This window comes from Lysinibacillus phoenicis (assembly GCF_047238325.1).
Classification (GTDB): Bacteria; Bacillota; Bacilli; order Bacillales_A; family Planococcaceae; genus Lysinibacillus; species Lysinibacillus irui.
In genome coordinates, this window is sequence record NZ_JBDFMP010000002.1 from 1797879 (window position 1) to 1824408 (window position 26530).

The window sequence follows — 26530 nt, forward strand, 5'->3', positions numbered from 1 at the left end:
GAGCGTTTTATAAAAATTACTCAGCCATATCGCTATTCATCATCACTATTTTGTAATTCTTTATCTAAACCATCTGCAAATAAACCATAAACATAGCGTTCTGCATCGAATGGCTGTAGATCATCCATTTTCTCACCAAGGCCAACAAATTTCACAGGAATGTGTAACTTGTTACGAATAGCAAGGACAATACCGCCCTTTGCAGTTCCATCAAGCTTTGTTAAGACAATACCGGTTACATTTGTTGCTTCTTTAAAAGTTTGTGCTTGAACAAGCGCGTTTTGACCTGTTGTAGCATCTAATGCTAATAATACTTCATGTGGAGCGTTTGGAATTTCACGTGAAATAACACGATGTACCTTTTCTAGCTCATTCATTAAGTTCACTTTATTTTGCAAACGTCCTGCCGTATCACAAATTAACACATCGGCTTTTCTATTCTTTGCTGCACGAATGGCGTCATACATCACTGCCGCTGGGTCAGAGCCCTCAGATTGTTTAATAACTTCACAACCAACACGATCGCCCCACACTTGTAATTGATCAATAGCACCAGCACGGAACGTATCACCTGCAGCTAAAACAACCGTTTTCCCTTGAGATTTTAAACGGTGCGCTAGTTTACCAATCGTAGTCGTTTTCCCCACACCATTTACCCCAACAAATAGGATAACTGTCAATTCACCCTCTGGCTGCAAATTAAGCTCAATTAAATCTTGTTCGCCTTGCTCATAAATTTCTACAAGCTTCTCTGAAATAACTGACTGGATGCCATTCGTATCTTTAATATTTTTACGTTGAACTTCGAAACGTAGTTTATCCATGAGTTCCATAACCGTTTCAAAACCGACATCAGCTTGTAAAAGTAAATCCTCTAATTCTTCAAAGAAATCCTCATCTACTTTACGGTAACGAGCAACAAGGTCATTCACTTTGGAAGTAAAGGAATTACGCGTTTTTTCAAGACCAGCCTTGAATTTTTGTGTAATAGACCAAGCAGATGGCTTTTTTTCCTCTACCGGTGTGTCCTCAATTACCGCTAGCTCCCGTATTTCTGCCTGTTCTTCCTCTATATCGAATGAGGGCTCTACTTCTGCTTCTTTCACCATTTCCATTGCTGGAGACTCTTCTACTTGTTCAGGCACTTCTACATCAACAGTCTCAATGACAGCAGGTTCATTTGACTCCTCTAGCTCTGATTCAACAGATTCTTGCTCTTTGTCAACTGCTTCTAATTTTTCTTCCTCTGCTGGATTGCCCATTAATTTATCTTTTAATCGTTTAAAAAAACTCATGCTTGTTCGCTCCTTTGCTCCGCAAGTACGGGTTCATCTTCTAATTTTACTGAAACAAGTTTCGACACACCCGATTCTTGCATCGTAATACCATACAGGACATCGGCTCCCTCCATCGTACCTTTACGATGGGTAATGACAATGAATTGCGTATCGTTACTAAATTTCTTCAAATATTGGCTATAGCGCACAACATTTGCCTCGTCTAAAGCAGCCTCTACTTCATCGAGAATACAAAACGGTACAGGTCGTATATTCAAGATAGAGAATAATAGAGCGATTGCTGTTAGTGCTCGTTCACCACCAGATAGCAAGCTTAGATTTTGAAGTTTTTTACCTGGAGGCTGTGCCACAATATCAATACCTGTTTCCAATAAATTTTGTGGGTCAATTAATACTAAATCTGCTTGCCCGCCACCAAATAATTCACGGAAAACACGTTTGAATTGCTCTCGGATTGCATAGAACGTTTCGCTAAAACGCAATGTCATTTCTTCATCCATTTCTTTGATAGCTTCATGCAATGTTTCCTGTGCAGCAAGCAAATCTTCTCTTTGTTCAGTTAAGAAAGTATGACGCTCAAGCACTCGCTCATATTCCTCAATCGCACCTATATTAACAGGTCCAAGCTCTTCTATTGATTTTTTTAACAGTTTCACACGTCGTCGCACAAACTCTTCATCTTCAATTGCAAGAGCTTCATCTTCTGCCTCTTCGAATGTCAACTGATAGTTTTCTTCAAGTTGTTCTGTAAAATTGTCCATTTCATATTCTAAACGATTTCGTTTCAACTCGTTTGCACGTATCGCCTCAAGGTATCCTTTATGTATACGTTGCATTTCCTTCAGTTGTTCTTCTAAAGCAGAGAGTTCTTGTTGTTGCCCTACTTTCTCTTCTTTCTTTTGAGAAATAGTCTCTTGTAAGGCATCTCTTCTTGCTTTCCATGTAGCAACCTGTTCTTCAACCTCTTCATCACTTAAATGATTTGTCGATTCATCAGATTGAAGCCACATTATTTCCTGAGAAATATTTATGACTTTTTGTTGAGCTTTGTTTAATTGTAGGGCGAGTTCAGCAGTTGTAATTTGCACTTGAGACATTTGTTCCTGCATTACCGCTAATTCGGAGCGTTTTTCTGCTAGTTGCTCTCGTAATACATCTTTCTCTGTCTCACTTTGTAATTTAACTTTACTCAATTGTTCTACAGTTTCATTGATTTCAACAAGCTCTAGAGCTAATGCATTTAACCTCTCCACAGCTACTTGTTTTTGAGTTAATAAAGCTTCTTCTCGTGTTTTTACATCCTGTGTCTCGGTTGATGCAAAAGATACTCTAGCCGATAAGCTTTTTTCAACAACCTCTAGCTCACGAATACGGCTAGCCAATTGCATTTCATCGTTTCGTAGCTGCTCTCCGTCAAGCTTTAACTGTTCCACTTGCTCGCGAAGAGTGGCAAGCTTCTCTTTTTCTTCTGAAACTGCCTGTTCGGCACTGTAAATAGAAGCTTGTAAAGACTCTAACTTGAGGATTAAGTCCTCTAACTCGGCTTTTCTTGAAAACAATGAAGATTGTTGTTTTAGAGCACCACCCGTTAATGATCCCCCTGCATTGACAATATCTCCATCAAGTGTAACAACGCGATAGCGGAAACCACATAATCGAGCTATTTGACTCGCACCTTCAAGATTGGCCGCTACAATAACATTCCCTAAAAGGTTTTCAACAATTGTTCGATTATCATCACTAAAAGTAACGAGCGCATCCGCCATTTGAATAAATGCTGGGTGCTCTATAGCAAGTTGGATCGTTGCTAGATTAATTTTGCGTGATTTCATGACAGTTTTCGGTAAGAAGGTAGCACGTCCAGCTCTCTTTTGCTTTAGCCAGTGGATAGCTTGTTGTGCATGGCGTTCATTGACCGTAACAATATGTTGGGAAGCAGCACCTAAAGCTGTTTCTATAGCTTGTGAATATTTACCATCAACTTGAATTAACTCAGCTACAGCTCCCTCAATACCTTGTAATTCACCTTTATCTCGAGCAAGTAAAACTTCTTTAACACCTTGGAAGAATCCAGAAAAATCCGCTTCAAGCTCTGCTAAAGTATCTTTTCTAGCCTTTAATTGCTGTTGGTGCTGGTAAGCTTTATATAGCATGTCCTGCTTTTCAGTAAAGGTTGTGTTTACGTTTTTTAACTGTATTTGTAATGTTTCGTATTGTTCAAGCTTATCTTGCAAGTCATTCGTTGTAGCAGTATGTTCCGCTACTAGCTTATTTTTTTCAGCAACAATTTGCATAAGTTCCTGTCCAAATTCATCCGTTTGATCGGACATTCTTGCTGCCATTGCCTTTTGCTGAGCTAATTGTTGATCGATATTTTTTAATTCGTTCTTAATCGTTGCTTCTTCATTCAATGAATCAATATATCTATTTTTTTGCTCTTCAATTTCTTGCTCTATTTCCGTAACTGATCGATTTAAAGATTGTTCTAACTGCTTGATGCTTTGTTTCAGCACTGTGACTGCTCGCTGTTTGTCGGAGAAAACTTCTTTTTTCTCCTGTTCTTGAACAAGCAATATCTCTACTTCTTCTTTAGCCTCTTGTAATGTCGTATTCAGCTGCTGCAGTTGATTAGAAGCATTTTGTCGCTTTTCAGCCATCAGTGCTTTACGACCATCCCAACGTTCTACTTCCATTGTGGCATTGACAAGATCAGCCTGTGAAGCATCCAAATAATCATCGAGTTCTTTTAATAACTTACGAATATTGGTTGTCTGTTTATCAATAGTAGCAATATCTTGAGCTTGTTTTTGCTCTGTTGCAGTCAAATCGGTAAATTCAGCTTTTAGCGCATGCAAAGATTGTGCACAATTTTTAAAATCATGCACAAGAATGGCAATATCAAAATCTTTTAGCTCAGTAGACATTTGTACATAGTCTCTTGCACTAGATGCCTGCATTTCTAACGGCTCTAATCGGTTGTCTAATTCATGGAGAATATCTAATACCCGATACAAATTTTCATCTGTCTCAACAAGCTTATGCTCCGCTTTTTTCTTTCTTATTTTATACTTTAATACGCCAGCTGCCTCTTCAAAAATGGAACGTCGGTCATCGGGTCGGCTATTTAAAATTTCATCAACACGGCCTTGAGAAATGATTGAAAATGCTTCTTTTCCAAGACCTGAATCCATAAACAAGTCCGTAATATCCTTCAGGCGACACTGTTGGTTATTTAATAAATATTCACTATCACCTGAACGGTATACGCGTCTTGTTACACTGACTTCTGTATAGGAAAAAGCAAGTTGCTCGTCAGTATTATCTAATATAAGAGTTACCTCTGCAAAATTGAGTGGCTTACGAGAGTCACTTCCCGCAAAAATAACATCTTCCATCTTTGCCCCACGTAACGACTTTGCAGATTGCTCCCCAAGAACCCAACGAATCGCATCCGTGACATTACTTTTTCCGCTGCCATTTGGTCCAACAACCGCTGTAACACCGGGAACAAAATCAATTCCAATGCGTTCCGCAAAAGATTTAAAGCCAATCACTTCTAGTCGTTTAAGGAACATCTATTAAGCCTCCTCATTTGCAGCTTCTTCACGCATCACTCGCATTGCACATTGTGCAGCTTGCTGCTCGGCTTCTTTTTTTGATTTTCCACGACCAATACCAAGCTCTTGTCCGTTCAATAATACGCTTGATACAAAGGTACGATTATGTGCCGGCCCTTTTTCATCTATAATCTCATAATGAAGAAGTCCATTATTGGTTTGCTGTACCATTTCTTGCAATTGACTTTTAAAATCCATCACATGCGAAAAAGCACCGACTTCTACTTTTGGGAACACGATACGTTCTAAAAATGATACGACCGTTTGTAAATCTTGATCTAAATATAAGGCACCTACAAATGACTCAAACACATCTGCAAGTAGCGCTGGGCGTTCCCGACCACCTGTTAATTCCTCACCTTTTCCTAGTAAAACAAAGCGTCCAAAGCCTAACTCATTAGCAAAAATAACTAGTGATGGCTCACAAACAATGGATGCTCTTAACTTTGTTAACTCACCCTCGCTCATATTTGGGTATTTCTCAAAAAGATATTTAGAAACAGACAGTTCAAGTACTGCGTCTCCTAAAAATTCAAGACGCTCATTATCCGTAAATAGTTTACGGCGATGCTCATTCACATAAGATGAATGCGTGAATGCTTGATACAATAAATTTTTATTAATAAATGTGATATTTAATTCATGCTGTAACAGCTCGAATTGGTTGCGTACTTTTTCAGGAAGTACGCCAGATTTCTGCATAGTTCCTTTTCTTTTCATAGCCATTGAACAAATCTGCCTTCCTAATAGTTTCTACCGTTTTAGTGTACCTTTTTCAAGGCATTTATGCAAAAGTATTTCGGCTGAAACACAATGTTTTGGAAATTTTTCCGAAAATTGATACAAACCTTTGGCGTAATTCACTTTCTAAATGCAAAAAGGGACATCAATAGATCGAAAAATGATCTATCTTGTCCCCTTTAAATACATCTTCGTTAATTGAATCTGCTTCTTATCAAGTAATAGCAGAAAAACAATTTCTACTTTATATCATTCGATAATCCTCACACCATTGGAGGGGATACATCACCGCTAAATAAAGTACTAACGAAATATTAGCCAATTTTACTTTCGATGTATGAAATTGCAGAACCTACTGTTGAGATTTTTTCAGCATCTTCATCAGAAATTTCCATATCGAATTCGTCTTCAAGCTCCATTACAAGCTCAACTACGTCTAGTGAGTCAGCACCTAAATCATCACGGAAAGAAGCTTCAAGTGTTACTTCGCTTTCTTCAACACCTAAACGGTCCACGATTACTTTTGTTACGCGTTCTAATACTGTAGACAAATGATTCACCTCCCCTCAAATGATTATACAAAAAATCAGCGTTTATGCCTAATTGAAATTACATGACCATTCCACCATCGATGTGAAGTGTTTGGCCTGTCATATAGTTTGCATCCTGTGAAGCAAGGAAAGCTACTGCCTTAGCAATATCCTCTGGCTGACCAAGTTTTGCAAGTGGAATCTGTGTCAGCATACCTTGTTTAATATCCTCTGGTAGTTGTTCCGTCATTTCTGTTTCGATAAAGCCTGGTGCAATGGCATTCACTAAAATATTACGAGAAGCTAATTCCTTAGCAGTCGTTTTTGTTAATCCAATAACACCCGCTTTAGCCGCAACATAGTTCGCTTGACCAGCATTACCCGCTACACCAACGATCGAAGAAATATTAATAATGCGACCTGCACGTTGCTTCATCATTTGGCGTGTTACAGCTTTCGTACAAAGGAAAACACCTTTAAGGTTTGTATCTAATACATCGTCCCATTCGTCTTCTTTCATACGCATTAATAAATTATCTCTTGTAATACCAGCATTATTCACTAAGATATCGAGAGAACCGAAAGTTTTCACTGCTGCATCCATTAAAGCTGTTACTTCTTCTGTCTTTGAAACGCTTGCTTGTACAGCAATTGCTTCTCCACCGTTTTCTTGGATTATCCCAACGACTTCTTCCGCTTTTGCCTGTGAGCCACTATAGTTTACAACAACCTTAGCTCCTTCGTCAGCAAGCTTTAAAGCAATAGCACGCCCAATTCCTCTTGAAGCTCCTGTTACAACAGCTACTTTTCCTTCTAATTTACGCATTGATTGACCACTCCTTCGACGCTTCAATAACTGCTTCTAATGATGCCTCATCATAAACACAATATGCTGCAACAGAGCGGTCGATTTTTTTCAAGAGACCGCTTAACACCTTACCAGGTCCGCATTCGATAAAGACATCCACTCCTTGTGCAATCATCTCACGCATAGATGCTTCCCATTGAACAGCACTATAGACCTGCTCAACCAACTCTTGTTGGATAGCTGATACATCCTTTAATTCCTTCGCCATTACGTTGCCAATGACAGGAATTTCAGGCGCTGATAAAGTAATCTCAGCCAATGCAGCTTTTAGTTTCTCTGAGGATGGTCGCATTAATTCTGAATGGAAAGGACCACTTACAACTAATGGTATCGCTCTTTTTGCCCCTGCTTCTTTCGCAGCAATAATCGCTTTATCGACACCCTCTTTTGTACCCGAAATAACAATTTGTCCTGGACAATTCACATTGGCAACCTGAACAGCATCACCTGAAGCTGAAACCTGTTCTGTTACTGCGTTTAATGCCTCTAGTTCCATCCCTAGAATCGCCGCCATTGCACCCTGCCCTGCAGGGACCGCTTCATTCATATACAGGCCTCGTTTGTGCACGATTGACACGGCATCATCAAATGACATAACGCCTGCTAAAACCAATGCACCATATTCACCTAATGAATGACCCGCAGCGTAGTGAGGATGAATGCCTGCTGTACGCAATTTTTCAGCTACCATTACACCTGTAGTAAGAAGAGCTGGCTGCGCATGATATGTTAGTGTTAATTCTTCTGCTGGACCTTCTAACATTAACTTAGATAATTCAAATTGAAGAGCTTGATCGGCACGATCGTAAAACGCTTTACTCTCTGCTGCGTTTTCAACAAACTCTTGACCCATTCCTACTACTTGTGAACCTTGTCCTGGAAAAATAAATGCTATTTTCGTCATTTGAATGATCCCCTTTATTTAATCAATTTCTAAGTGACGTACTGTCTCAGTAATCGTCGAAATAACAGTATGCTCTACCATCGTATTAGCTTGACGGATTGCACTGAAAATCGCTTTTGCGTTAGATGAACCATGTGCTTTGATAACAGGCGCTTGTAAACCAAACAATCCTGCACCACCATATTCTGTATAGTCCATTTTATTTTTCAAGTCACGTAAATTATTTTTCATGAGTGCTGCTGAAATTTTCGTTTTTGTTGAAGACATAAAAGCTTCTTTTAACATAGAAAATAAAGCGCCTGCTGTCCCTTCAATCGACTTCAGCACCATATTGCCTGTAAAGCCATCTGTTACAACAACATCTGCTACTCCTTCAAGTAAATCACGTGCTTCAACATTACCAATAAAATTCAAATCAGCTTCCTTCAATAATTCGAAGGCTGCTTTTGTTAGCTCATTTCCTTTTTTATCCTCGGTACCGATATTTAATAAGCCAATTCGTGGTTTTTGTAAGCCTCCAACCTTTTTAGCATAAATATCACCCATAATAGCATATTGCACTAAATGCTCTGGGCGCGCATCGGCATTTGCCCCTAAGTCAAGCATTAAAAAGCCTTTGCCATCCAATGTTGGTAGTGTTGTAGCTAAGGCTGGTCGGGCAATCCCTTCAATACGACCTACTTTAAATAGGCCTCCTGCCATAAGGGCACCTGTATTCCCTGCAGAAAGGCAAGCATCTGCCCTACCTTCTTCTACTGCGTCCATCATACGAGCCATTGAAGAATCCTTTTTTCTACGAACAGCGCGTGCAGGATCGTCAGTTCCTTCCACTACTTCCTCACAATGCACAATCGTCAAGCGATCATGTTGCTTTAAAAATGGTTCAAGCTTATCTTGTTGACCATACAATTGAATTTCTAAGTTCGGAATTTGTTCTAAAGCTAAGAGTGCACCTTCCACAACTGATTTTGGTGCGTTGTCTCCACCCATTCCATCAAGCGCTAATTTCATTGTTACTCACCTTTACCTTTCGTGCGGTACATATCAAATTCACCAACAAAAACGGTTTCACCATTAACGGTAGATGTTACCTCGACTTTTGTCCGATTATTTTGATTATCTCGACCGATAACAATCGCCTTTGTAATAACACGATTTCCAGCTCGTACAGGTTTCACAAACGTAATATTGGAATGTACGGTTAATGCTAGTTCGTCATCAATTACTGCAACCGCTAATGAGTTTGCTTGTGCAAACAAATGATGGCCACGCGCGATGCCATTACGCTGAAAAACATGCTCTTCTTGCACATCAAAAATCGATAGTGCTCGATTATCCAATTCAATATCTACAATTTCTCCGATGACCTCATCAATCGGTAGAGATTTTACTTCGTTTTCATAGTTTTTTGCAGCAACGTCTTTAATTCGTTCTCGTAATTCTGGTATGGATAATTCCATACGATCTAAACGAATTGTTTGGACACTTACCTGAAACTGTGTTGCTAGCTGTTCATCTGTGACGAATGGATTTTCAGCTATCGTTTCAGATAGTAGTCGCTGTCGCTCTTTTTTCGTTCGTCTCAACATCATTCGCCACCTTTTGAGTTGTTATTAGCACTTGGTACTAATATCAGTATATAGAGTATAAAAAAAGAATGCAAGACTTGTTTTGCATTCAAGTCTTGCATTCTCCCCGCTCAAACAAGCTTTTAACTTAATCGAAGCGCTCACCTTGTAGAACACCAGATTCTTCTAACATTTTACGTAAATTTTGATAAATGTCATCATGCCAAAACGCTTCTGTGTCAAGCATCTCTGTTGCATCCTTTCTAGCGGTCTCAAGAATACGATAATCATGTACTAAATCCGCTACTTTAAAATCTGGTAAACCACTTTGCTTACGTCCAAAGAAATCTCCTGGTCCTCTCAATTCTAAATCTTTTTCAGCTAATCGGAAACCATCATTCGTTTCCGTCATTGATTGCATTCTCTCTTTCCCCTCATCAGACTTTGGATCAGCCAGTAAAATACAGTATGATTGATGCTCTCCTCGTCCGACACGGCCGCGGAGCTGATGCAACTGTGCCAATCCAAAGCGTTCAGCATCGTAGACAATCATAAAGGTAGCATTCGGTACATTAACCCCTACTTCAACAACTGTTGTCGAAACTAAAACCTGAATAGACCCTTCGCTAAAAGCGCGCATAACAGCATCTTTTTCATCGGATGATAAACGTCCGTGCATTAAACCAACCTGGAAACGATCTTTAAAATATGTCGTCAGCTGCTCGTAAATTTCCACAGCATTTTGCACATCGAGTTTATCGGATTCTTCAATAAGTGGACAAATAGCATAGGCTTGTCTTCCAGCCGCTAGCTCCAGTTCTAGCTTTGACATAACAGAGCCAAATTGCTCTTTCTTCATCCAATGGGTTTCAATTTGCTTTCGCCCTGCTGGCATTTCATCAATCATCGATACATCCATTTCCCCAAATGCGGTAATGGCAAGCGTTCTTGGTATCGGTGTCGCTGTCATAAAAAGGACATCTGGATTTTCCCCCTTATCGCGTAAAATACGACGTTGCTCTACACCAAAGCGATGCTGTTCATCCGTGATAACAAAGCCTAACTTTTGAAAAACAACATCCGGTTGGATCAAAGCATGTGTACCAATGACAATGTCAAGATTGCCATTTGCCAAATCCTCTAAAATGCTACGTCGCTCCTTTGCTTTAGTCGATCCAGATAATAAGGCAACACGAACCCCAAAAGGTTCAAACCATACTTTCAGGTTCTCCAAGTGTTGTTCTGCTAAAATTTCTGTTGGTGCCATTAATGCTCCTTGAAAGCCTGCTGTTACGGCTGCATACAATCCTATTGCTGCAACAACTGTTTTTCCTGAACCTACGTCCCCTTGCAGCAAGCGATTCATTCGATGCGGTTCTTTCAAATCTTTACAAATTTCATTGACAACACGTTTTTGAGCATTTGTTAATTCATATGGTAAAGAGGCAATAAATTCGCGTAGCCTGTGTACATCGAATTGAATGATTGTACCATGTTCGCTTTCTTTCCGTATTTTACGTAATGCTTGAATACGCAATTGGAAGTTTAATAGTTCTTCATAGGCAAAGCGTCTTCTTGCTTGCTTGGCATGATCAGCATCAAGTGGAAAATGAATACCTTCTAAGCCCTCGCGTATTGGAACAAGCTTATAGGATTCTTGTAAATAATGCGGAATTGCATCTGGTAGCTCTGCACCAAAGTCATCTAACACTTGTCGCATATATTTTCTAAATCTTTTTTGTGGTATTAAACCTTTAAGACTATAGACAGGTTCAAAGTCAACTTGATCTGTTTTAGGGCCAAATGTGACAGATGTCCCATTGATTACTTGTCTACCACGATCCCATTTGCCAGTCACTGTAATAATGGAGCCCGGTACTAGTTTTTGCTTTAAATAGCCCTGATTAAAAAATACGACTTTCACTAAGTGACGGCCTGCTAAAACCGTGACCTGAAGTCTTGATTTATTGCGACCTAAAAATAGAATCGTAGGCTCTCGTTCTACCTTACATTCCACTGTAACACGTTCGTTATGTGGTGTTTGCGCTAAATCTTTTAGACGAAAATCCTCATGTCGATGTGGGAACGTCCATAATAAATCAGCAATTGTATCAATGCCTAATGATTCAAGATGTGCTGCCGTTTCTTTCCCGATGCCTTTTAATTCTGTGACGGAACTAGATAATTCAGTCATCCTATCCCACAACTCCCTTCTTTGATTCTTCATCCTTTTGTGTATGTAACCAAACATGTCTATATCTAATTTACCATAATTTCATTGTTTACTCCTTATCGTAAACATGAGAAGCAAAAACCCTACCAAAGGATGATAGGGTTATGCATGGATATGTTCATAAACATTTGTATTGCATAATGATACCAATAAAAAGTTTAATGGCGTCAGGGAATACATCTTCATCTAAGTCGAATCTTGGATGATGATGTGGATATTGGCTTTTTTCACCACCCATCCCTACAAAAACGAATGCACCAGGCTTATGTTTTAAATAATAAGAAAAATCTTCTCCACCCATTACAGGTTCTACTAGCTCAAATACATCCTCACCAAATTGTTCACGAACGACAGATTCTACAATTTGAGAATGGTGTTGATCATTAATAAGAGGTGGGGTACCTATAATAAAATTAATGTGTCCTTCCGCTCCAAATGCCTGGCAAATACCTTTTGTTACACTTGCCATCTTCAATTGAATAGTATTTACTGTTTCCGGTGTTAATGCCCTAATCGTCCCTATTAATTTCGCAGTATCTGGAATAATATTATACGTTGTTCCCGCTTGAATACTACCTACAGTAATAACGCCTGCCTCAACAGGATTTAAATTTCGACTAATAATACTTTGAAAGGATTGCATTAAATGGCTTGCAATGTATATCGGATCAATCGTTTCATGTGGCATTGATCCATGTCCACCACGACCTTGAATTTCAATTTCAAAATCATCGACCGAGGCCATCATAGGTCCATGTGTTAGTCCTATTTTCCCCTTCTCTAAGCCTTGCCATAAATGAAGACCATAAATAGCATCGACACCATCAAGAACACCATTTTGAATTAACTGATCTGCTCCACTTGGTGTAATTTCCTCTGCCGATTGAAAAATAAGCATAATGTTCGGCTCACATTTTTCCTTATTCATGGCGATCCATTCTGCAACTGCTAATAAAATAGCGGTATGGCCATCATGTCCACACATATGTGCCACACCCGGCTTTTGAGAGATATATGGCTTTTCACCCTCTTCAACTATTGGCAATGCATCGATATCTGCTCGTAAGGCAATTGTCTTCGTACCTTTTGTCCCTTTAATCATAGCCACTACACTAGGAGGAGCAAATTCTACTATTTCTATTTGAAGATGCTCTAATCTTTTGCGTATAAATTGACTTGTTTCAAATTCCTGACCAGACAGCTCTGGATTTTGATGAAGATAACGTCGATCTTCAATTGCTTGCTCTGTTAAAGATTGTAAATTAGTTATTTCCACTAAAAAAACTCCTTTAAATTACCTTAAGAGTCCCTACTAAGGAATTCAGCTGGTAGGAAAATATTTAACATCATGTGTACCCTATGACACATCCAAATTACGTTATTTAATTATACTAAAATCATTCATAATAAAGGCAACATAAAAACATGCTATCTTTTTAGATAGCATGTTTCTCTAGTTTATTGAAGAGCTTTAATACTTTGTAAACCACCATTTTCAAGAATAGCTTTACTTATCGCCTTACCTGTTGGTGTTGCTGCAAGACCGCCTCGTGCCGTCTCTTTAAGGTTTGGACTCATCGATTGTCCAATACGATACATAGCACCAATTACTTCATCACATGGGATGCGGCTTGTTACTCCTGCAAGCGCCATATCTGCTGCTACAAGTGAATTAGAGGCACCCATAGCATTTCGTTTTACACACGGTACTTCAACTAGACCTGCTACTGGATCACAAACAAGTCCCAACATATTTTTTAACGTAATAGCAAACGCTTCCGCACATTGTTGCGGTGTACCTCCAGCCATTTCAACAATGGCAGCAGCAGCCATACCAGCAGCTGAACCCACCTCAGCTTGGCAGCCTCCAGCAGCACCTGAAATGGAAGCATTGTTCGCCACAACAAAACCAAAAGCTCCAGACGTAAATAAATAACGAATCATTTGCTCACGAGTAGGATTGAGTTTATTTTTTACTGCAAAAAGTGTCCCTGGCACCACACCAGCAGATCCTGCAGTCGGTGTAGCACATATTGTTCCCATTGCGGCATTCACTTCATTTGTTGCAACCGCTTTACTTACTGCGTCTAATAATAAATCACCTGATAGTGATTTCCCTTCCGCAATATAATTTTGCAGCAATACGGCGTCCCCACCAGTTAAACCTGTTACTGATTGCACACCTTGTAATCCGCGTTCAATTGCTTCTTCCATAACTGTTAGATTTCGATCCATCTGTTGGATGATTTCTTCTCGAGTTCTACCAGTTATTAAAATTTCCTGTTCAATCATAATTTCTGATATTAATTTTCCTTCTTGCTCTGCTCGTTCCACAAGCTCACGAACATTATGAAATAAAACGTCCATTATGGGACACCTCCTTAGTTATTAATCTTAGATACTTTTGTAATATATGGAATTAGAGATATTTGCTGTAGCACTTTATCCTCAATGTTTTGGTCAACTTCTATCACCATTAGAGCCGTTAAACCACGCTCTATTCGTGAAACCTCCATATGCCCAATATTGACTTCATGCATAGCTAAACAATTTGCTACATTGGCGATACAGCCAGCACGGTCATCATGTACAACAAGAATAGCAGGCATACCACCTGTCAAACGAAGCTTAAAGCCATTAACTTCACTAACTTCTATTTTACCGCCACCAATAGAAATTCCGACAACAGACATTTCTCCATCATCGTCTCCAATGACAAGTCGTGCCGTATTCGGATGTTCTGTATTAGCCGTTTCTGGAATAAATTCATATTCTAAACCTGCTTTTTTCGCATCTTCAAACGCCGTTTTAATACGATCATCAAATGTATCGTAATTTAACAAGCCTCCCACTATTGCAACATCTGTACCGTGCCCTCTATACGTTTCTGCAAATGATCCATATAAATGAATTTTCGCCCATTTCGGTTGTCTACCAAATAAATCTCTTGCAACACGCCCGATGCGAGCTGCACCTGCCGTATGAGAGGAGGAAGGCCCAATCATTACTGGTCCAATAATATCAAATACTGAAGTAAACTTCATACAAACACCCCTCTATTCTATTTATATAATAATATTTATTTTTACTTATATCATGCTTGATAATTACTATAAAAGTAAAGCATTTAATTTATCAACTATCAGAAAATTACCACTACTATAATTTATAGCCAATTATTAGGCCACTTTTTTGTCCGCACCATAGATACACATCAATCAAACAGTTGGTATCCCAACATTTCCATATTTTATATCCTGTGGATGCGTACAGTGAACTCTCCATAGTTAGTACGTTTTTAATTAATTTTATACTCCATTCTCTTTGTAGCATAAACAAAAGCAGTACACGTTTTGTGCACTGCTTTCTTTACGATTTAGCAAAGTAGCGTGTAATTATTCTACTGAAATAATATATGGATATAATCCTTGTTTTCCATCAAATAATTCAACTTCTACATCTGGATAGTTCTCTTCGATGAAAGATACTAGCTCAGAAGCAGCTTCTTCGGTTGTATCCTCACCATAGATTACTGTGACAATTTCAGCATCCTCATCGACTAAATCAGTGATTACTTTTTCAGCCGCATCCTTTAATGCTGGTGTAGAAAGGACAATTTTCCCTTCTGCTAATGCCATGAAATCATCTTTGTGGATTTCAACACCATCGATAGACGTATCACGAACTGCATAAGTTACTTGGCCAGTCTTAACGTTCGCAAAAGCTTCCGTCATTGTCTTTTTATTTGCATCAACAGCCGCTTCTGGGTTAAATGCTAAAATAGCCGCCATCCCTTGAGGAATTGTCTTTGTAGGAACAACTGCAGCATCTAAATCTAATAGCTCAACTGCTTGCTCTGCTGCCATCACTATATTTTTATTATTAGGTAAGATTAATACTTTTTCTGCACCGATTTCTTGTACAGCTTTGACGATATCTTCAGTTGAAGGATTCATTGTTTGACCACCTTCGATGACATAGGAAGCACCGATAGAGCGCAATAAATCCGCAACACCCTCACCCATAGCAATCGTTACAATGGCATATGGATGTTTATCTACTTTTTTTGCAGTCGTTGGTGCTTTATGCTCCTCACCAACAATAGCTGAATGCTGCTCGCGCATATTATCAACTTTTATTTTTATAAGACTACCGTATTTTTGTCCAATTGATAGAACTGAACCCGGTTGCTCAGAATGGATATGGACCTTCGCAATTTCTTCATCAGAAATAACGAGTAATGAGTCACCTAAAGGATTTAATTCATTACGGAATTGCTCTTCATTAAAAGGTTCTTTCCCATCTTCTAAACGCACCATGATTTCTGTACAATAGCCAAATTCAATATCTTCGGTGTTCATGAAATCTTGAGCTCTATGATGCTCGGCGTTGATTAAATCATCTAGCGTTGCATCGTTCTTCTCCGGAAGAGGCTCACCCTTCAAGGAAGCTAAAAACCCTTCATAGACAAATAGCAAGCCTTGGCCACCGCTATCCACTACACCGACCTCTTTTAAAACAGGTAGTAATTCAGGTGTGCGATCTAATGATGCCTTTGCTTCTGCTGTAAAAGCTTCCATTACGGCAATGATATCGGTTTCAGTTTCTGCCACTTCAACACCTTTTTTTGCCGCTTCACGTGCAACAGTTAAAATAGTTCCTTCTACAGGTTTCATAACAGCTTTATATGCTGTGTCTACTCCTGCTTGAAAAGCTCCAGCAAAACCCTTTGCGTCTATAGTTGCTTCTTTTTCAATAAATTTCCCAAATCCACGGAATAATTGAGATAGAATAACACCTGAATTTCCACGGGCACCCATTAATAACCCTTTTGATAGCGCCTGTGCTGTTTTACCAATATGCTCTGAAGCTGCATGTTCTGTTTCTTTTGCGCCAGATGTCATCGATAAGTTCATATTTGTCCCTGTGTCACCATCTGGTACTGGGAAAACATTTAATGAATCTACATAATTTGCATTTTGGTAAAGGTGATGCGCACCCATTTGTACCATTTCAGCAAACTTTATACCGTCTAAAGACTGCATTCGATTTAGTTCCTCCTCTTAATTCGCTACACGAACGCCCTGTACAAAGATATTGACAGATTTTACGCTCATACCTAATGTTTTATCTACTGTATATTTCACTTTCGATTGTACTTGGTAAGCCACTTCCGAAATTTTTGTCCCGTAACTAACAATAATGTACATATCTATATGTAAATCGTCGTCCTGTTGTCGAATAACAACACCTTTTGCGAAGTTTTCTTTACGTAAAATATCAGTTAGACCATCACGAATTTGATGTTTAGATGCCATGCCAACAATACCGTAGCATTCTACAGCAGCGCCACCAGCAATTTGTGCAAGTACATCTGTTGAAATATCAATTTGGCCGAATTCATTGTTTAATTCAATTGACATAGAAATGCCCCCTTGGCTCTTTTTGACTAAACTATATTGTAACACTTTCGTTATAATTTAAGCAACCTAAGGGGGTATTGAATGGCTTGGTAGCAACGTTTTCTGACTTCAAATAGACGCATTTGCTTTTTCATCAAAAATTGCCTTTTTCCGATAAAAGTTATTTCTTCCGTTTTTCTTCGCTCTATATAAAGCTTGGTCAGCTAATTCACAACATGTCTGTAGATGCTCATTTGTTGTAATTTTAGCATGACACATCCCGATACTAACCGTTACATATTCATCAACATCCGATTGTTCGTGGGGAATTTTTAAGTAACGTACTTCCTCTAAAATTTCTTCACATAAAGGCTCAGCAAACTTTTCCGTATGCTGACTAATCATGACAAACTCTTCGCCTCCCCAGCGCGCAACAAAGGCATTATACTTCTCTGCAACTTCTTCTAAAATAGATGCTACTTTGGCGATGGCTTCGTCACCCTTCAAATGCCCATAATAATCGTTAAATTTTTTAAAGCAATCAATATCTATCATCATAACTGTTAAGGATTGAGTTTTATGCAGCTGATGGCCTATTTTAGTCAATTTAATATTAAATGCACGTCGATTTGGTAGATTCGTTAAGGTATCTCTTAAGGCTTGCTCCTTTAACTCATTATTTTTGGCAGCTAGCAACTCTGATAATTGTTTTGTTTTAGTCATTTCTTCATCCAATAAAATATGCTGTGTATTAAATTGCTTTCGAACCTTATAAGTCTGATATTGAATCATGATACCAACAGGTATTAAAAGTGACATAGGTAATATGATTTTAATATTTTCACTGGATACCCCAACGCTCATATACGTACTGGCTATAATTGCTGGTGCTGTCAGCAAGATAATCCAGATAATTTTTCGTAATGGTAATGCAAAAACAGTACAAACGATGATTAAAATCACCTCATATAAAGCTGCGTGATGGAAAAAGTAAACATCCATCACTGAAATAACAGTAATCAATAGGATAATCGTGTAAATATAAACAACAACTAGATGTTCATACTTTTGAATGTTGAAAGAATTTATAGTCATTCGTTTCTCCCTGACAAACAGCAATACTGCTACATCTATATAAAACATGAGGGTATGAATGGCAATATAAATAGGGACCATAGCTCTTTCAGTTTTATCAAAAAAGATTTCTCCGTAATGAATAAGGGTGATAATGAATGATACATACATAAGAGTCCACGCTACCGCCCTCATCCCTTTTAAATTTGACTGAACCATTTCTTTGCGAATAGAAAAAGCTATCTTTTCTTGATTTCCCATAATGCTCGCTCCTAGTGTCCAGATATTTATATTTTCCTATATGTATCGTCTAAATAATGAAAAATACAAGTAAAATGAAATTATTTTGTTTATTTAAAGAATAGTACTTTACTTGCACCCCTAAACACTAATATTGTTGTGAGGCTACGAGCTAATCAAAAGGAATGAATCTTAGTAAATGCGAGATTAATATGCATCATTCAATTACAGAAGCTTTTATACAATAAAAAAGTTGATACTGTTACAGCATCAACTTTTACCATTGTATTCATATTCATATGAAAAAATTTATCTATCTAAAAAGGCTTTTTATAAGTGTATCGATCATAACGGGCATTTCTTTAAAAGCACTATCTACATGTAATCGTTCTGTTTTTTGGTGTGCATCTTTGCCAAATGGACCGACATTTAAGACAGGGCCTTGGAGGGCTGTCATTTCTTTAAATGGAATGCTATATGTTTCGCCCCAGACAGGTGTATTTCGTTCAAAGGCTAGCCACTCATTGGATGCATCTGAATAGTTTACATAGCTTAAATCACAAATCCCGTTAAAATAATGAATTTGTTCTACTTCAACACCAAATGTTTGGGCTGTCTTTTTCATCAATTCAATCGACTGTTTTACTAGTGGATGATTGGATGAATTAATGGCAGGGTAGTATGGTGGTGCATATAACAGAACCGTCGCTGGTGCTAATTCCTGACAGCGAATCATGAGCTGGTCTACGATGCGAATGGATTTTTCACGATCATCCCATTCACTATGCTGTAGAACTTGCTGTTTAATTGCTTGTACTTCTTCAGCACCTAATTTTTCGATGGCATGTTCCAATAGAGCTTCGTAACGTAAAACCTTTACCTTGCCTACGCCCTGTACATTTTCTCGTGTGCAAATTTGCTCATAGTGGTCATTACAAGCAGCCATAGCTTCTAGTGCAACCTGTTCAAAAATAGCCATCACTTCTGCAGCTGTACGTTTTAGCAAAAAGACATTGTAAAGGGCTGCCGCACGGTAGGGCGTTTGTGTAGAATATTCCATTTTTAAATCTTTTAATTGTAACGAGACGGGTAGTGGTGTACTTTCACCTAAATCACTTTCACGGAAAAGTGGATTCCACTCCATATGCTGTGTCATATAGGAAGCAATAAAGTTAGCAGTCATGCCTTTTAATGGCTCACCAACATGGGTTTCTTTCCCATAAAACAGGGCAGCGGGCATGATCTTACCTATGGTCCCTGAATAAATATATTCATTCGTATCTGATGGTCCTTGTGAGAAGGACGGTTCACTATTTAAAAATAATTTATACGTTAAACCATGTTGTTCTCGTAGTCTTACAAGCTCTACTACCGCTGCTCGCATACCTGCAGAGTTCACTTCCTCATCCGGCACAGCTGTCAATAATAGATTGATCGGCCATTGCTCAAAGCTAGCTTTTTCAATCAACTGCATATGTAACGCCAGACCCATTTTCATATCCATTGTGCCGCGGCCAAATAAATAATTACCAGACTCCAAATCAATTCGAGCTGCCTCTGGCAAATCTTTTTTATATTTCGGTTCCATTAACTTTTTAGTTAATTCCTCTGGATAAAAAGCTAATGGCTCTAGCTCTCCATATTCCTCCGTATGCACAGTATCAAAGTGGCTAATTAACACGACTGTTTCCGTTGCCGCTGGATGCTTATATAAGGCTGTTACAGCATTTCTTCCTAAACCGGCATCATGTAATTCAATATACTCAGGATGATTTTTATAATATGGAAGCGTTAACAATTTATCTTTTAATTTATAGGCAAATTCATTTTCGCCCTTTGTTAGTGTTCGACTTTCCCAGCCAACAATTTCACAAAGTAGGGCACGTAGTTTTTCAGGTGTATTCCACATAAAAGTATTCATAAAATTTCTCCTTTAAATCAAATTCGTTCATTTATACTTTAACGAATTTCTACTGACTCTTCCGTTTTGCTCTCTGTCGTTGCAGTCTTTGCTTTTTTTAGTTTCAATTGATAAAAAATCATACAGGCAATAAAGAAGCCAATCCCATACAACAAACCAATTCTTTGGGTAGGATCAAACGCTAAAAATACTAAAATTAAAAAACAAAAGACAATGCAAAATACGGGAATTAACGGATATAGTGGCGTTTTAAATTTTAAATCATCCAACTTTCCACCAGACTTTATATAACGATGACGGAACATTAATTGTGAAGCACATATTCCCATCCAAGAAATTGTAACCGATATCCCTGCCACGGACATGAGTAAAACAAATACTGCGTCGGCTTCCATTACACTTGTTAATAACGATAATAGAGAGAAAACCATAGTAAAAATAAGGGCATTTAAAGGCACTTTATTTTTAGTAAGTCTGCCAAATAATTTAGGCGCCATCCCCTCTTGTGACATCGAGAATAATAAACGTGTAGAGGCATACAGACATGAATTCCCGACAGATAAAATCGCCGTTAATATAACGAAATTCATAATACCTGCTGCATAAGGAACACCAGCTAAATTCATCAACGTTACAAATGGACTTTCCATTAGACCAAGCTCAGATGCTGGGAATATCGCTGATAATACAATAATAGAGGCAATATAAAAGACAATAATTCTAAACAGGATTGTACGAATTGCTCTTGGGATATTTTTTTCAGGACTTTCTGTTTCACCTGCCGCAATTCCAACAAGCTCTGATCCCTGATAAGAGAAAATAACATTCATCATTGTGACAAAAATAATGGAAATACCTGCTGGGAATAAGCCAGACGGTGCTAAATTTGTCAAATGTGGAGTTGGACGATCTGCCAGAGGAATTACACCAAATATTGCCGCTCCTCCTATAATAATAAAGGCAATGACTGCAATTACTTTTATACTGGCAAACCAAAATTCCGCTTCAGCAAAGCCCTTTGTTGTTAAGGCATTTAAGACAAATAAAAGAACCATAAATACAGCACACCATATCCAAATTGGCACTGTCGGAAACCAATGCTGCATTAAAATGCCTGCTGCTGTAAATTCAACGCCCGCTGTGGCAGCAGAACCGACAAAATACATCCAACCTAATGAAAAACCTGCTGAGGGACTAATAAAGCGTGTTGCATAAGTTTGGAAAGAGCCCGTAACAGGCATATAAACAGCTAATTCCCCAAGACAATTCATAACCATAAACAAAATTAAACCACCAAACAAATAGCCGATTAAAGCGCCACCCGGCCCAGCTTGATTAATGGTATAGCCAACATTTAAAAATAAACCCGTTCCAATAACTCCACCAAGTGAAAGCATCAACAAGTGACGACTTTTCATCGAACGATTTAATTGATTAGTATGAAGCTGATCCCCTTTATTCAACATCCATCCCTACTTCCCATATAATGTAAAAATATTAAATATTCTGATATTTATAGAATGAAAGTACCCAATCAATTTATCCCTTTTAAATTGATTGGGCCATATGATAATTACTTAAAAACGTAATGATAAACAGCTCAAGCCACCATCATGTTTTCTGAATTCAGACATCTCAAGTTCAATTGTTTGATAACCTAGGTCTAGTAATTTTCGATTTGTTTCCGGGTAACCAGCTGGGATAATGATATAATCATTTACTTGAATACAGTTTGCTGAATATTCATCTTCTTTAGGAATGACAACTTTTTCGTAAGATTCAAATGCAGGATGATCCACAAATTCTCCAGCTACCACCATACGATTTTCCCCTACATAGGCAATACCTGTTTTTAAATGGAAGAATTCCTTTAATGGGATGATAGTTGCTTCGTAACCCTCTTGCTCAACTATTTCTTTAAATTGCTGTGCACCTTCTTCATTTGTGCGGTCGGAGATTCCTACATAAAACTTCTTCTCTGCTTGCAATACATCTCCACCATCGAGTGTTCCAGAGCCTTTAATATAGTAAATTTTTTCATAGAATTGCTTAACAGCAGGCTCAATTTCTTCAATTTCACGGTTTCGAGCCTCTGCTCCTGGGTTTGAAATAATAGCAAATTCAGGTGTTAAAACAGCAGTATCTTCTACAAATGTAGAATCTGGAAAAGCTTCATTTGCTGGTAATTGGGTTACCTCAACACCACATTTTTTTAAAGCTTCTACATATTTTTCATGCTGCTCAAACAATTTTTCTAAAATGGGTTTTCCTAAATCACTAGTCGTTAAACCGTTGATAAAGCTATTTCCTGGATTTTTAACAATAACATTTTTAAACATATTCTTCTTCTCCTTTATCCTCTTATAACTGGACAAGTTAGACATGTTGGTCCACCTGTTCCTTTAACTGTAATTTCATTGCCTTTATATTCATAAACTGTCGCACCGGCATCAATTAGCTGTTGCTTTGTTGCCGGATTTCCTTCTGGAATAACACAAACTCTAGGTGCAAGCGCTAAGACATTACAGCCCAGTGCGTCATACTCTTCCTTCGGTACTTCTATTAATTGAATACCACGTTCAATTAGCAGCTGACGGAAAAAGACTGGCATTAAACGTGAATGCACTACTGCTAGATCATGATCTACCATACTAATGAAAGACATTAAGTGTAGACATTCAGCTTCACCTAAATCATGTGGTAGCTGTACCACAATAAACTCATCTACAATGTCAGCTGTCATTTCTTTTAGCTGACGAATGGCTTCATCATTTGTTCTATATCCTCTACCTACCACAAGCGTTCGATCATCAAGCCAAACAATATCTCCTCCGTCAGAAACAGCCTCCCCAGAGAGTTCTCCAATGATCGGGATACCTCTATCTTGTAAAAAATTTTTATACACCGCTGCTTCTGGCTGTCTTAATGTTTTACCTGATTTTAGTATAATGGCCCCGCTAGGCGTGAATTTGACGGGGTCATGCGCATAAAGGGAATCCAATCCTACTTCATCTGCTTCCGGCAAATAATCAATCGTATCAACATACTTTTCAAGAATTCCAACAAATTCCGCATATTCACTTAGAGCTTCCTCATAGTTAGGCTCTGATAAGTAGTTAAATGTTTTCCATTCATCCGCAAGATGTGCTTGGTTTCGGAAAGCGTCTTTAGGATGTTTTACTATAACGCGTTTCAAAGGTGCATACATTGATGAACAATAATGCATTCCTTTCACCTCATTTCCGTGTAGTGGAAAACGTTTCCGTTAAGAGGAAAGTTTATATGAAGAATATATTCGTTTTATGCTATACTGTCAATATATTTAGAAAACTTTTTATTTTTCTTTTATTGTTATGTAGTTACATTCCCGTAGAAAAACCTATACTGATCATGAAAGATATCAATTTGAACCTGACCTGAGAAACATTAACCACTTAGAAATTTTGGAACTAGACGTAGATGAAGAATAAAAATAAAATAGGATGAAGGGAGGTGGGACAAATGCAATTATTAGAGCGAGCTATGACGATTGCGAAGGTTTTAGCTTCTGAAGCAAATGACAGTAGCTTGTCCATTTCAGAGCTTTCTACAAAATGCGATTTACCCTTAAGTACTTTACATAGAATTTTAAAGGCCATGATTAAACAAGGTATGATTGAGCAAGATGAGCAATCGAAGCACTATCGTCTTGGGACAATATGGATGGAGCTTGGACTACAAGTGTATGACACAATGGACTATATTAGTAAAATTAGACCTGAGTTAGAGCGCTTGGCAAGAGAGGTTGAAGAAAGCGTCTATTTAAGTAAGCCAGCCGGTTTAGATACTATTATTATTGAAAGAATAGACAGTGCAGCAAATCCTATTCGAATTTATGACCAGCTAGGTATACGGATACCTATGCATATCGGTGCGGCAAATAAAGCCATTCTTGCCTCTCTGCCCGACACACAATCCAAAGAAATTTTAGAGCAGCTTGTAATGCAAGATGAAATAGCTGAAATAGAGGAACAGCTTTGCCAAATTCGGCAACAAGGATATGCGATTAGTCATGGGGAACGATCTGCAGGTACGTCCTCCATTGCAGTTTCTGTTATAGATGGTTTTGGGGAAGTGATTGGGGCAGTAAGCATCGGCTTTGTGAATTTTAATGTCTCTCAAGACCATATTAATACATTAATTGAGCGTTTAGTTGATACTGGCAAACGTGTGTCAATGAAACTTGGTTATCGAGGAAAATGATAGAGGACCACTTTTTTTACGTTTTTTTGCCTGTAAAGGTTTTTTTCTTGAAAGGTTATGTGAAAACTGTTGCACTGAACGCCATCGTATGTTAAATTATTATGGTATGTGAAATACCGAACTGAAATAATAATCTTTCAGCATCAACAGTAAGGAGGGAATACAACATGCCAAAACAATGTGTAATCACTGGACGTAAAACTCGTACTGGTAACAACCGTTCCCACGCTATGAACGCTAACAAACGTACTTGGGGTGCTAACCTTCAAAAAGTTCGTATCTTAGTTGACGGTAAACCAAAACGTGTATGGGTTTCTGCTCGTGCATTAAAATCAGGTAAAATTGAGCGCGTTTAATCGCAGCTTCTAAAAAATCGATTTCGCATTGAGCGTAAATCGATTTTTTTCTTTCATTAGTATATAAATAGAAGTAAAGTAAAAAATCCGACTAACATCAGTCGGATTTTTTTACTTTCTTATCTTTTTTAAATAGGTTAATACAAGTACGCGTGATACTACTCACAAATTTCGGCAGCTGGAACGTATATACTTTCAGGACTCTCTCCCCCTTACGCTAATCTATGCTTCTTATCATTAAACATATGCCTCGTGAGAAAGATATAGACCCTGAAGTTCCTATTATTTCATTACTTGTGAATCGAGTTGTTCCTAAAGAAATTTCCTCATTCGTTGTTTCATATTTTACTTGTCGCAATGTCACTTCCTGAATAGGCTCTTCATGAGCAAAAAAGGACAAGTATCGGTATCGACTATCTGCATAAATCGTATGGTTACCTGGTAGTAAAAATTGCAACATATTTGAATGATTGATAATCTTCAGCTCAACATGAGGGTGCTCTTTTTGTAATCTATAAATGGAACGAACAGCTGCCTCATAATGATCTAAACGTCCACCCGTAACACCCGTCAAAATAATTTCTTGAGGCGCATACGTATAGGCTTTCAGCAAAGCTAGATCCGTATCTGTTTCATTTTTTTCTTCCTGAAAACGCTGCTGATCATCTGTTTGTGCCATTACCAATTGATACTCCTCGTCGGTTAAGGAATCAAAGTCACCAACAATGGCATGAGGGGTAATCCCATGCTCAATTAAATATAAAGCTCCACGATCCGCTCCAATAAACACGACATCCTGTTGTTGTTGAAATGAAGAGAATGAACAAAGTTCTTGTTTTGGTCCACCTGCACAAACAACGACTGTCGTCATCCTTTAATCGCAGCCTCACCAGCCGCTAAAATCTCTTGAAGTGCAGCTGTTCGATCTTCTTTACTATAAATTGCTGATCCTGCCACAAAAATAGTCGCTCCAGCCTGTGCACATGGAACAATCGTTTCAGCAGTAATACCTCCATCAATTTCAATGGCGATATCAAGACCTTGCTCTTTAATCATTGTCGATAATGCTTCAATTTTAGGCACAACAGAATGAATAAATTTTTGTCCACCAAAGCCTGGATTGACAGTCATCAATAATACCATATCAATATCTTCCAAAATGTGTTGAATGGATTCTATTGGTGTATGTGGATTTAATACAACACCAGCCTTTACGCCGTAAGAACGAATTAATTGTATAGTACGATGTAAATGACGGCATGCCTCCACATGTACTGTAATATAGTCTGCTCCAGCTTTAGCAAACTGTTCAATATATTGATCTGGATTTTCGATCATTAAATGCACATCTAAAGGTAGTTCAGTTAAAGGACGGATTGCATCTAATACGATAGAACCAAATGAAATATTTGGCACAAAGTGACCATCCATTACGTCAATATGAATTAGTGTTGCACCCGCTTGCTCTACTTCCTTCACTTCTTCTCCTAATTTTGCAAAATTCGCTGCTAAAATTGATGGTGCTATTTGTATCAT

24 protein-coding genes are annotated in these 26530 nt (G+C 38.3%); 2 read left to right on the forward strand and 22 right to left on the reverse strand.

The window, feature by feature from the left end; all coding sequences use genetic code 11:
* Positions 1-32: 32 nt before the first annotated feature.
* The 19 genes from ftsY to ABC382_RS10770 all read right to left on the reverse strand — a co-directional run bounded on the left by ftsY (position 33) and on the right by ABC382_RS10770 (position 23622).
* Positions 33-1295 carry a signal recognition particle-docking protein FtsY gene (gene ftsY / locus ABC382_RS10680; RefSeq protein ID WP_322611408.1) on the reverse strand — a complete coding sequence of 421 codons (1263 nt, stop codon included), beginning with the start codon at positions 1293-1295 and terminating at the stop codon, positions 33-35.
* Complete coding sequence (smc, locus tag ABC382_RS10685; RefSeq protein ID WP_312505159.1) at positions 1292-4873, reverse strand: chromosome segregation protein SMC; 3582 nt, start codon at positions 4871-4873, stop codon at positions 1292-1294. The genes ftsY and smc overlap by 4 nt, the downstream gene beginning before the upstream one ends.
* Positions 4874-4876: 3 nt before the next feature.
* Positions 4877-5641 carry a ribonuclease III gene (rnc, locus tag ABC382_RS10690; RefSeq protein WP_274795938.1) on the reverse strand — a complete coding sequence of 255 codons (765 nt, stop codon included), beginning with the start codon at positions 5639-5641 and terminating at the stop codon, positions 4877-4879.
* Positions 5642-5970: 329 nt separating this feature from the next.
* Positions 5971-6207, reverse strand: coding sequence for an acyl carrier protein (gene acpP / locus ABC382_RS10695; protein WP_274795937.1), 237 nt, complete (start codon positions 6205-6207; stop codon positions 5971-5973).
* A 58-nt stretch (positions 6208-6265) separates the two neighbouring features.
* The gene (fabG, locus tag ABC382_RS10700) at positions 6266-7012 is read right to left on the reverse strand and encodes a 3-oxoacyl-[acyl-carrier-protein] reductase (protein ID WP_412926803.1); all 747 of its coding nucleotides are present in this window, start codon (positions 7010-7012) and stop codon (positions 6266-6268) included.
* Positions 7005-7958: an ACP S-malonyltransferase gene (gene fabD / locus ABC382_RS10705; RefSeq protein WP_274795935.1), complete on the reverse strand. Its 954-nt coding sequence runs from the start codon at positions 7956-7958 to the stop codon at positions 7005-7007. Before fabD ends, fabG begins: the two co-directional genes overlap by 8 nt.
* Before the next feature lie 18 nt (positions 7959-7976).
* A complete protein-coding gene (gene plsX, locus ABC382_RS10710) occupies positions 7977-8969 on the reverse strand; it encodes a phosphate acyltransferase PlsX (RefSeq protein WP_274795934.1) in 993 nt (330 codons plus the stop codon).
* Between the two features lie 2 nt (positions 8970-8971).
* Positions 8972-9544 (reverse strand): transcription factor FapR, encoded by a 573-nt coding sequence (fapR, locus tag ABC382_RS10715; protein WP_274797277.1) that lies wholly within the window; start codon positions 9542-9544, stop codon positions 8972-8974.
* A gap of 130 nt (positions 9545-9674) precedes the next feature.
* Complete coding sequence (recG, locus tag ABC382_RS10720) at positions 9675-11753, reverse strand: ATP-dependent DNA helicase RecG (protein ID WP_412926804.1); 2079 nt, start codon at positions 11751-11753, stop codon at positions 9675-9677.
* Positions 11754-11877: 124 nt separating this feature from the next.
* A complete protein-coding gene (locus ABC382_RS10725) occupies positions 11878-13035 on the reverse strand; it encodes a M20 metallopeptidase family protein (protein ID WP_274795932.1) in 1158 nt (385 codons plus the stop codon).
* A gap of 182 nt (positions 13036-13217) precedes the next feature.
* Positions 13218-14126 carry an L-serine ammonia-lyase, iron-sulfur-dependent, subunit alpha gene (sdaAA, locus tag ABC382_RS10730; protein WP_274795931.1) on the reverse strand — a complete coding sequence of 303 codons (909 nt, stop codon included), beginning with the start codon at positions 14124-14126 and terminating at the stop codon, positions 13218-13220.
* Positions 14127-14140: 14 nt separating this feature from the next.
* Positions 14141-14803: an L-serine ammonia-lyase, iron-sulfur-dependent subunit beta gene (gene sdaAB / locus ABC382_RS10735; RefSeq protein ID WP_312505149.1), complete on the reverse strand. Its 663-nt coding sequence runs from the start codon at positions 14801-14803 to the stop codon at positions 14141-14143.
* Between the two features lie 351 nt (positions 14804-15154).
* Positions 15155-16804 (reverse strand): DAK2 domain-containing protein, encoded by a 1650-nt coding sequence (locus tag ABC382_RS10740; protein ID WP_341385706.1) that lies wholly within the window; start codon positions 16802-16804, stop codon positions 15155-15157.
* Positions 16805-16822: 18 nt separating this feature from the next.
* A complete protein-coding gene (locus ABC382_RS10745) occupies positions 16823-17182 on the reverse strand; it encodes an Asp23/Gls24 family envelope stress response protein (RefSeq protein WP_004269431.1) in 360 nt (119 codons plus the stop codon).
* 108 nt (positions 17183-17290) lie between these two features.
* Positions 17291-18496: a GGDEF domain-containing protein gene (locus ABC382_RS10750; RefSeq protein ID WP_322605981.1), complete on the reverse strand. Its 1206-nt coding sequence runs from the start codon at positions 18494-18496 to the stop codon at positions 17291-17293.
* Positions 18497-18788: 292 nt separating this feature from the next.
* A complete protein-coding gene (locus ABC382_RS10755; RefSeq protein ID WP_412926805.1) occupies positions 18789-20396 on the reverse strand; it encodes a M20/M25/M40 family metallo-hydrolase in 1608 nt (535 codons plus the stop codon).
* 38 nt (positions 20397-20434) lie between these two features.
* Positions 20435-21862 (reverse strand): amino acid permease, encoded by a 1428-nt coding sequence (locus ABC382_RS10760; RefSeq protein ID WP_274795926.1) that lies wholly within the window; start codon positions 21860-21862, stop codon positions 20435-20437.
* A 111-nt stretch (positions 21863-21973) separates the two neighbouring features.
* Positions 21974-22735 (reverse strand): dimethylarginine dimethylaminohydrolase family protein, encoded by a 762-nt coding sequence (locus tag ABC382_RS10765; protein WP_274795925.1) that lies wholly within the window; start codon positions 22733-22735, stop codon positions 21974-21976.
* A 14-nt stretch (positions 22736-22749) separates the two neighbouring features.
* Complete coding sequence (locus ABC382_RS10770; RefSeq protein WP_412926806.1) at positions 22750-23622, reverse strand: dimethylarginine dimethylaminohydrolase family protein; 873 nt, start codon at positions 23620-23622, stop codon at positions 22750-22752.
* A gap of 275 nt (positions 23623-23897) precedes the next feature.
* Here ABC382_RS10770 and ABC382_RS10775 point away from each other — a divergent pair, with 275 nt between their 5' ends.
* Together ABC382_RS10775 and rpmB are read left to right on the forward strand one after the other, a co-directional pair.
* Positions 23898-24638: an IclR family transcriptional regulator gene (locus tag ABC382_RS10775; RefSeq protein ID WP_412926807.1), complete on the forward strand. Its 741-nt coding sequence runs from the start codon at positions 23898-23900 to the stop codon at positions 24636-24638.
* Positions 24639-24805: 167 nt separating this feature from the next.
* Positions 24806-24994: a 50S ribosomal protein L28 gene (gene rpmB, locus ABC382_RS10780; RefSeq protein ID WP_274795922.1), complete on the forward strand. Its 189-nt coding sequence runs from the start codon at positions 24806-24808 to the stop codon at positions 24992-24994.
* A 97-nt stretch (positions 24995-25091) separates the two neighbouring features.
* Here rpmB and spoVM read toward each other — a convergent pair whose 3' ends face one another.
* Genes spoVM through rpe form a run of 3 tightly spaced genes read right to left on the reverse strand, consistent with a single transcriptional unit; the run spans position 25092 to position 26530 of the window.
* A complete protein-coding gene (spoVM, locus tag ABC382_RS10785) occupies positions 25092-25193 on the reverse strand; it encodes a stage V sporulation protein SpoVM (RefSeq protein ID WP_099805045.1) in 102 nt (33 codons plus the stop codon).
* A gap of 18 nt (positions 25194-25211) precedes the next feature.
* Positions 25212-25865 (reverse strand): thiamine diphosphokinase, encoded by a 654-nt coding sequence (locus ABC382_RS10790; protein WP_312506788.1) that lies wholly within the window; start codon positions 25863-25865, stop codon positions 25212-25214.
* On the reverse strand, positions 25862-26530 hold the full coding sequence (rpe, locus tag ABC382_RS10795) for a ribulose-phosphate 3-epimerase (protein WP_412926808.1): 669 nt from the start codon (positions 26528-26530) through the stop codon (positions 25862-25864). Before rpe ends, ABC382_RS10790 begins: the two co-directional genes overlap by 4 nt.

What these genes read in the sequence shown, in the direction of transcription:
- ftsY (WP_322611408.1), bottom strand. Translation starts at nt 1,295, where the DNA reads ATGAGTTTTTTTAAACGATTAAAAGATAAATTAATGGGCAATCCAGCA.
- smc (WP_312505159.1), bottom strand. Translation starts at nt 4,873, where the DNA reads ATGTTCCTTAAACGACTAGAAGTGATTGGCTTTAAATCTTTTGCGGAA.
- rnc (WP_274795938.1), bottom strand. Translation starts at nt 5,641, where the DNA reads ATGGCTATGAAAAGAAAAGGAACTATGCAGAAATCTGGCGTACTTCCT.
- fabG (WP_412926803.1), bottom strand. Translation starts at nt 7,012, where the DNA reads ATGCGTAAATTAGAAGGAAAAGTAGCTGTTGTAACAGGAGCTTCAAGA.
- fabD (WP_274795935.1), bottom strand. Translation starts at nt 7,958, where the DNA reads ATGACGAAAATAGCATTTATTTTTCCAGGACAAGGTTCACAAGTAGTA.
- plsX (WP_274795934.1), bottom strand. Translation starts at nt 8,969, where the DNA reads ATGAAATTAGCGCTTGATGGAATGGGTGGAGACAACGCACCAAAATCA.
- recG (WP_412926804.1), bottom strand. Translation starts at nt 11,753, where the DNA reads ATGAAGAATCAAAGAAGGGAGTTGTGGGATAGGATGACTGAATTATCT.
- sdaAA (WP_274795931.1), bottom strand. Translation starts at nt 14,126, where the DNA reads ATGGACGTTTTATTTCATAATGTTCGTGAGCTTGTGGAACGAGCAGAG.
- sdaAB (WP_312505149.1), bottom strand. Translation starts at nt 14,803, where the DNA reads ATGAAGTTTACTTCAGTATTTGATATTATTGGACCAGTAATGATTGGG.
- ABC382_RS10740 (WP_341385706.1), bottom strand. Translation starts at nt 16,804, where the DNA reads ATGCAGTCTTTAGACGGTATAAAGTTTGCTGAAATGGTACAAATGGGT.
- ABC382_RS10745 (WP_004269431.1), bottom strand. Translation starts at nt 17,182, where the DNA reads ATGTCAATTGAATTAAACAATGAATTCGGCCAAATTGATATTTCAACA.
- ABC382_RS10750 (WP_322605981.1), bottom strand. Translation starts at nt 18,496, where the DNA reads ATGGGAAATCAAGAAAAGATAGCTTTTTCTATTCGCAAAGAAATGGTT.
- ABC382_RS10755 (WP_412926805.1), bottom strand. Translation starts at nt 20,396, where the DNA reads ATGAATACTTTTATGTGGAATACACCTGAAAAACTACGTGCCCTACTT.
- ABC382_RS10760 (WP_274795926.1), bottom strand. Translation starts at nt 21,862, where the DNA reads ATGTTGAATAAAGGGGATCAGCTTCATACTAATCAATTAAATCGTTCG.
- ABC382_RS10765 (WP_274795925.1), bottom strand. Translation starts at nt 22,735, where the DNA reads ATGTTTAAAAATGTTATTGTTAAAAATCCAGGAAATAGCTTTATCAAC.
- ABC382_RS10770 (WP_412926806.1), bottom strand. Translation starts at nt 23,622, where the DNA reads ATGCATTATTGTTCATCAATGTATGCACCTTTGAAACGCGTTATAGTA.
- ABC382_RS10775 (WP_412926807.1), top strand. Translation starts at nt 23,898, where the DNA reads ATGCAATTATTAGAGCGAGCTATGACGATTGCGAAGGTTTTAGCTTCT.
- rpmB (WP_274795922.1), top strand. Translation starts at nt 24,806, where the DNA reads ATGCCAAAACAATGTGTAATCACTGGACGTAAAACTCGTACTGGTAAC.
- ABC382_RS10790 (WP_312506788.1), bottom strand. Translation starts at nt 25,865, where the DNA reads ATGACGACAGTCGTTGTTTGTGCAGGTGGACCAAAACAAGAACTTTGT.
- rpe (WP_412926808.1), bottom strand. Translation starts at nt 26,530, where the DNA reads ATGATACAAATAGCACCATCAATTTTAGCAGCGAATTTTGCAAAATTA.